Here is a 6,593-nt window from a genome sequence, read left to right as displayed (position 1 = left end):
TGGCCGAACAGCTCGCTGCCGAACAATTCCTTTGTGATGGCGCCGCAATTCATCGCAATGAAAGGATCGTTTGCCGTGCGCCGGCTGCCGGCATGGACAAGCCGCGCAAACAGCTCCTTGCCAACGCCGGTCTCCCCTTCGACCAGCAGCGAGGCGACGCTGTTCGAGCGGGCAACGCGACAGGCGACATCGACGGCAGCAAGCAGCGCCTCGCTTTCGCCGACGATCATGGCGGCCGCGTCCTGGAGGTGCTTGTCCGCCTCCCGGTGGGTCACGCTGGAGACTGCAGGCGCCGACGGGAACACGAGCGCCGCGCCGCGCAGGTCGCCGTCGAGCTTGAGCGGCGTGATGTGGCAGGAACGCAGATGGGCCGGCAGCGCCCTGGCGATATCGGCCTCCGAGCCGGACGAAGGAAGGTTCATCAGCCAGCGCCCACGCCCAGCCTCCATCCGACCGTCCGTCATTTCAGTGGCTTCGCCATCGGGCACGTTGTTGCGGAAGATGGCGCGGCCACGATGATCGAGGATCACCAGCCCGTCTTTCCGGCGGTAGCTGGAAGCCGAGGAGATGAAAGCCTCGAGCAGGCGCGTTCGTTGCTCCGCCTGCTGCTCGGCCAATGCCTTTTCGATCTGCCGGGCCGTTGCGGCGACCAGAGCGGTGTTATGCGGCCGGAAGATCGGCGAATAGCCCGACAGGTCGACGACACCGATGATCTTGCCGTCCAGTGGATCGCGGATCGGCGCACCGGCGCAGGTCCAGGACTTGATGCCGGCGCAGAAATGCTCGGCCGCATGGACGAAAGTCGGCTCCCCGGTCCACAGTGCCGTACCTATGCCATTGGTTCCGACAGCGTCCTCGTTCCATTTGCCGCCGATGGCAAGGTGGATATCCATGCCGTTATGCAGTGTCTTCTTGTCGCCGATAGCGTCGATCAACACCCCGTCGCTGTCGGCAAGAACCAGCATAGCGCCTGTTCCCTCCAGCAGCTGGCCGATGGAGGCGAAGGACCGACGCGCCGCCGCGAGCAGTTCGGCATTGGCCCGGGTCAGAAATTCGATCTCGTCGCGATCGCTGTTGAGCGGGGCTTCATGCCCTTGCGCATTGATGCCGCCGGTTGCGCTGCGATACCAGGAGTCGTGAATGAGCGAGCGGACGTGGCTTGGCTTGATTGGATCGCGGGCACATTTGGGTTCGTCGGCCAGAAAATCTTCCCAGGCGCGCATGGTGGCGCGCTCGTCATAATCGATGTTGCCCAGAACCATTTGCCTGCCGGCTGACGGCGCACGCGCCGGAAGAGCATCGATCTTCATCTGACTGGGACCCGGATCACGTTTCATTCAGTCATCACGGAACCTTTGAGACCATCGCTATGTGTTCTCGGCGATCCGGACGTCGCGTCCAATTGGTTAGCCGATGCCGAGCTTGGCGCCGATTTCGGCGGCAAGCTGTTCTTCGGAGTAAGCGCCGGTGAGGCGCATCCCATCCATGTCGGCAAGCTTGGCAGCTACGGTTTCGTCGACCGGCGCGAAGTAGCCATTCTGTTTCGTCGCCAGCACGAAAATCTGTTCCCGGTCGCGATTGCGTACGTCGCCGATGTGATGGAGCTGGCGGCCCGTGTTTTGATCCTTCGAGACCACGCGACCGTTGATGCTGATATGGACAGAGGGCCTGGCTTCCGACGCCGACACCGGGGCACCACCAACGTGGATGACAAGGCCCTCGGCCTTTGGCAACTGGCGTGGCTTTTTGGAAGCTGAATAACCGCCGGCGCTGAGCTGGTCGGCAAGGCGGACGATGGTGGAGCGATTTTTCTCGATCAGTCGTTTGATCTGCACGTCCTCGCGCCGCGGGCCATCCCGCTTGGAGATGATCTCGACCATGAATCCTCCCAGATTCGTTGGCAGTGCTGTTAGGGCAATTCTTCTCCTTTGCAGCGAACCTTACACTGCCACAGTCGGGTTCGCCATTCATATTAGTTAGCGCCGAAATAGGTGTTGTTGGTAGCAGGTGGCTGCTACAAAGGGCTGGTACTCGTACGTCTGAGTAATGCCCGCGTCAGGCTGCCTTGGCTTGCCCGTTACCAGCCATACGACCCGGTCCAAATCCCTGCATAGCCAAACGCACCTGCGACGCTTCCGGGGAATCGAGCTCGGCATGGTCGAGGTCGTCGTGGCCGAGAACGTCCATTATCCGCCTGGTGGTCGGACCGGGGATGGCAATAGGAGCTTTTTTTATCGGTGGCACCGTGCGTCCGCTAGCCAGGTATGTTCCGGAAACCAGGAACACCATCAGCGTCGAATCAAGAATGTCATGGCCGACAAGGGTGCCGGTCAGGCCGCCAATGACATAGACGATGACGGTGACGACGATCATTGACGCACCGAACCGCTCGACTGGATCGGCACTGAGGCGCAGGACCCTTGCTGCGTTCCAGACCGCCACGCCGAAGATTGTCGTGAGAGCCAGAGCTCCAAGCAACCCGGCCTCGACAAGAGCGGTCAAAAAGCCGTTGTGAAAGTGGTTGAAACCTTGGTTCGTCCCAAATCGCTCCTTGAATCCCTCCTGTGTAAGCGTGCGACTGGCGGAAATGCCGTGGCCGAAAAATGGGGCTTCACGAAATGCATCGAGGCCTATGTCCCAGAGTCCAACCCGCAATCCGAGTGGAGTGGAATGATCGCCTCTGGTGGTGAGGGCCTGCCAGTCATCGAAAAGGAAATGAGTGCGATCCACGATGATCGGAAATGTAATTGCCGCCGTTAACAAGCTGGAAGCGCCTGCTACCACCAGCAACCGCCTCATATTCGCTCGAGTGAACCTCCGGCGATTGACCACAAGGATGGCGACAACGGCAACCAATAAGGCCACCCAAACCATACGCGAGCCCGAGTAGACAGTCGCCACGACCCCGGCGAGTGCGGCGACAGAGAGTGGCTTCCAGGCTTTCTCCATTCCCGACAGAGCGCCCGAAAGGCACATCATCACGGCGAGACAGGTGACAGTCGCAAAAACGATCGGATTTCCAGCCCCCCCTTCTGCCCTGAGCATCCCGATCCAGTAATATTGGACCATGGCCAGGACCAACGCACCGCTACAGGCCGCAGCGCTCGCAAGCACAGCAATGCGCGCAAGGCTGGCCTTGTCGATGATGCTCCAGGTCGAATAGGAGATCGGGAAGAACAGCAAGGTGACCAGCGGCAGGAAATACGCGACGTCAGCCCGCAGCGTACCGTTGACGATCGAGGCCAGAACCATAGCCGCGCAGTAGGCATAGATCGCAATGGTCATGGCAAGCATCGGCCGGTCGACATTGAAGCGCCGCCGTTTGGCTGCCAGCAGCAGCACCGACCAGAGTGCGCCGCCATGAAAGACGAAGCTCACCGCCGATCCCAGCACAGGTGGCGAAAAGAAACAGGCGATGGAGAAGTAGATGATGACCTGCGCGGGTGTGAGATGCCGCCGGAGCGATATGAACGGGTTCAATGCCTTGCTTCGCAATCTTCCAGATTGTGCACGGATCGTTCGAAGGTCCCCGCCATCCCTTTTCCCGAGCCGGTATAGCCGCTGGCTCCGGTATCCGATAGTGCAATACCGCCGCGCCCCGCAACCGGCTGTGAGGGCGGGCAGTCCTGACTGAAATTGTCGGCCACGCGCCACCTCAAGCCGCGACAGCCGTTGAAACTCCCTGGTGTGCTTCCCGCCATGATTGGAACATCAATACGTCCCAGAGCGGATACTGGTGGTTGCGCTGTCCAGAAAGGTGTTCGGACCAAGCGCGCCGAATCGCCTCCGGCCGGAAGAAGCCATCTTCGCGCAGCCGGCGCTCGTCGAGCAGCGCCTCGGCCCAATGGCGCAGCGCACCGCGCAGCCAGGTGTCGATCGGTACGCCAAAGCCCATCTTTGGGCGTTCGATGAGCCCGCGAGGGATATGCCTGTACAGGAGTTGCCTGAGTGGCCACTTCGTCTTGTTCTCGGCCCGCAGGATGGAGAGCGGCAACGAGAGCGCGAAGCCTACCAGCCGATGGTCGAGCAGCGGCACGCGGGTCTCGAGGCCGACAGCCATTGCCGCGCGGTCGACTTTCACCAGAATGTCGTCCGGCAGATAGCTCATCATGTCGAGATACATCATCCGCTCGACGCTGCCCGGTAAGGTCGGAAGTGCTTCCAATCCGGTCAGCATCGTGGGTGGCTCGACCGCATCGGGAATGATCTCGGACGGCTCCCAGTGCGAGCAGAGACGACGATAGACGTCGTTCATGGTTCGAAGCGAAAGGACCGACGCCGCCTTGTGGATCTTGTCGCCTACCCGCTCGCGCCGAAGGCGTCGCGGCAAGAGCGGCATGATCCCGTCTGCGACGTTGTCATACAGTTCGGGGGACGGCAGTGTTGCCAGGCTGGCCGACACGCGACGCAGGCCGATCGGGATGCGGGAAAGCTTGTTCCAGAGCGCGTCAGCGAGCGCGTAGCGCGTGTAACCGGAAAACAACTCATCTCCGCCGTCGCCCGACAGCGCAACGGTGACACTGCCACGCGCCAGTCTGGAGACGAGGAAAGTCGGGATTTGCGACGAGTCCGAAAACGGCTCGCAATAGATGCCCGGCAGTTGCGGCACGACGTCGAGGGCGTCCCGGTCGCTCAAATATAGTTCCGTATGGTCTGTGCCGAGATGGCGCGCCACATGTTCGGCATGATCGGCTTCGTTATAGCCGGCTTCGGCGAATCCGATCGTGAACGTTCGCACAGGCCGCGAACTGATCGACTGCATGACCGCCACGATTGCGGAAGAATCTATGCCGCCGGAGAGGAAGGCGCCGAGCGGTACATCGGCTATCATCTGCCCTTCGAGTGCGCGGCGAAGATGGCGCTCGACTTCGTCGACCGCTTCCTGTGGGCTTCCTTGAAAAGGTTCACGGCGACCCTGTTCCGCGACCTCCCTCGCGCTCCAATAGCTCTCTACGCGTGGCTCGCGCACAGGATCGGAAAGAACGAGAAGGTGGCCAGGTCTTAATTTGCGGATGCCCTCATAGATGCTGTACGGCGCGGGAATGTAGTTGTGGCGCATCAATAGCGCCAGCGCATTCCGGTCGATCGCTGGGCGCCAGTCGGGAAGCAGATGAAACGCCTTGGGCTCGGAGGCGAAGGCAAACGCCTTACCAACACGGCCATAATACAGGGGCTTCTCCCCCAGGCGATCGCGCCCGAGAAGAAGGGTTCTCTCTTTCCGGTCCCACAGGCCGAACGCGAACATGCCTGTGGCCAACTCAAGAGCTTGTTTTAGCCCCAGTTCCTCGATCGCAGCCAGAAGGACCTCGGTGTCGGAATGCCCGCGCCAGGCACGATCGCCATGTTCCCGATCGAGAAGCGTGCGCATCTCACCGTGATTGTAGAGTTCGCCGTTGAAGACGATGACGTAACGGCCGCCGTGCGAAGTCATGGGCTGGGCGCCAGCCGATGACAGATCTATGATTGCCAGCCGTCGTTGACTAAGCGCGACACCCGCCTCAGCATCAGTCCAGACGCCGTCGCCGTCCGGCCCTCGGTGCCGGATCATGTCGGCCATGCGACGTACAGTGGAGGCGCCGCTGCTCGTCGCGGCCACGCCACCCACAATGCCGACAATACCGCACATCCGGCGTCGTTGCTCCCATGATGGCCTGTCCCCGAGTCCTGTTCTCTATGCAAAATCAGAGAGAGGAAAATCGGGCGGCTATTAATCCGTTCGCACGAAACACCATTGACCGCAGCCGGTTCCGAAAAGGCCGATTCCTGGAGTGACGTTCAGGCGCTGCTTCGTGCGAAACCCAAGCTTTTCCACGGCCGTCTCCAGCTCGACAGCCGAGGTGGATTGATAGGGGTACCCGCCAAGCCAGTCGTCGACATCCGCCAAGAACTCCATGCCCCGGCGTTGGCGATAGTTCTTTACGAAAGAGATCGCGTCCCGATGCCGCAGCGTTCTTGCCAACATATAGGCGCAGACAAAAAGCGCCCTTACCGGAGGTCGCAGCCACTGATGGGAGGAGTAGAGCCTCTTTTCGACCGTCCACAGCCCGCACAGCGGCGTCTTCAGGTAGATCGCAATTCCCAATCGCCCCCCGCGACCAACGAGATCGGTCGCATTGCGGATCGCTGCCCACATATCGCCCGTATGGTGCAGGACACCCCACGAGTAGACAATGTCGAACGTCCCGGACGGGAGCGACGCTTTATCGAGGATGTCGGCTCGCTCCACACTCCATTCCGCTCCCGACGCAAACCGGGAAAGAACGGCTTTGGTTGTTTCGACGCAGCGGACGTCGTAGTCGAGCGCCCGGACCTTCGCCGCGCCTAGCCGAAGGGCGGCCGCCGAATGCAGGCCCGATCCGCAGCCGATGTCCAGAAATGTCTTCCCGTCCAAATCGCCCACCAGACGGCGAAGATCCTCGCAAGCCCGGTCCAGGTGTTCGTCTTCGAAGCGCGCGGCGAGCTCGGACCAGTTGCGGCCAAAATCATAGCGCGCGTTCATTGGCTTCCCATCCGTCGTCCTTTTCTCAAAGACCAAGGGAATCGGATCATACTCGATAGAATTCCCGATACCATTCCACGAAACGCGGAACCCC

The 6,593-nt window shown here is 61.0% G+C and carries 5 protein-coding genes; all 5 read right to left on the bottom strand.

Annotated features, from left to right (window positions below; translation table 11 throughout):
• Positions 1 to 1,337: GAF domain-containing protein (locus EOA33_RS19850; protein ID WP_127406360.1), on the bottom strand; the 1,337-nt coding region annotated here is incomplete at its 3' end.
• A 69-nt stretch (positions 1,338 to 1,406) separates the two neighbouring features.
• Positions 1,407 to 1,880: a hypothetical protein gene (locus EOA33_RS19845; RefSeq protein WP_127406359.1), complete on the bottom strand. Its 474-nt coding sequence runs from the start codon at positions 1,878 to 1,880 to the stop codon at positions 1,407 to 1,409.
• Between the two features lie 175 nt (positions 1,881 to 2,055).
• Positions 2,056 to 3,480 (bottom strand): O-antigen ligase, encoded by a 1,425-nt coding sequence (locus tag EOA33_RS19840; RefSeq protein ID WP_127406358.1) that lies wholly within the window; start codon positions 3,478 to 3,480, stop codon positions 2,056 to 2,058.
• Between the two features lie 175 nt (positions 3,481 to 3,655).
• Entirely contained in the window at positions 3,656 to 5,626 is a 1,971-nt protein-coding gene (gene asnB, locus EOA33_RS19835) for an asparagine synthase (glutamine-hydrolyzing) (RefSeq protein ID WP_126058862.1), read from the bottom strand.
• 81 nt (positions 5,627 to 5,707) lie between these two features.
• Positions 5,708 to 6,593: class I SAM-dependent methyltransferase (locus tag EOA33_RS19830; RefSeq protein ID WP_210212585.1), on the bottom strand; the 886-nt coding region annotated here is incomplete at its 5' end.

The sequence above is a fragment of the Mesorhizobium sp. M4A.F.Ca.ET.050.02.1.1 genome (assembly GCF_003997725.1).
GTDB lineage: Bacteria > Pseudomonadota > Alphaproteobacteria > Rhizobiales > Rhizobiaceae > Mesorhizobium.
This window is presented reverse-complemented; position numbering and strand designations above follow the sequence as displayed.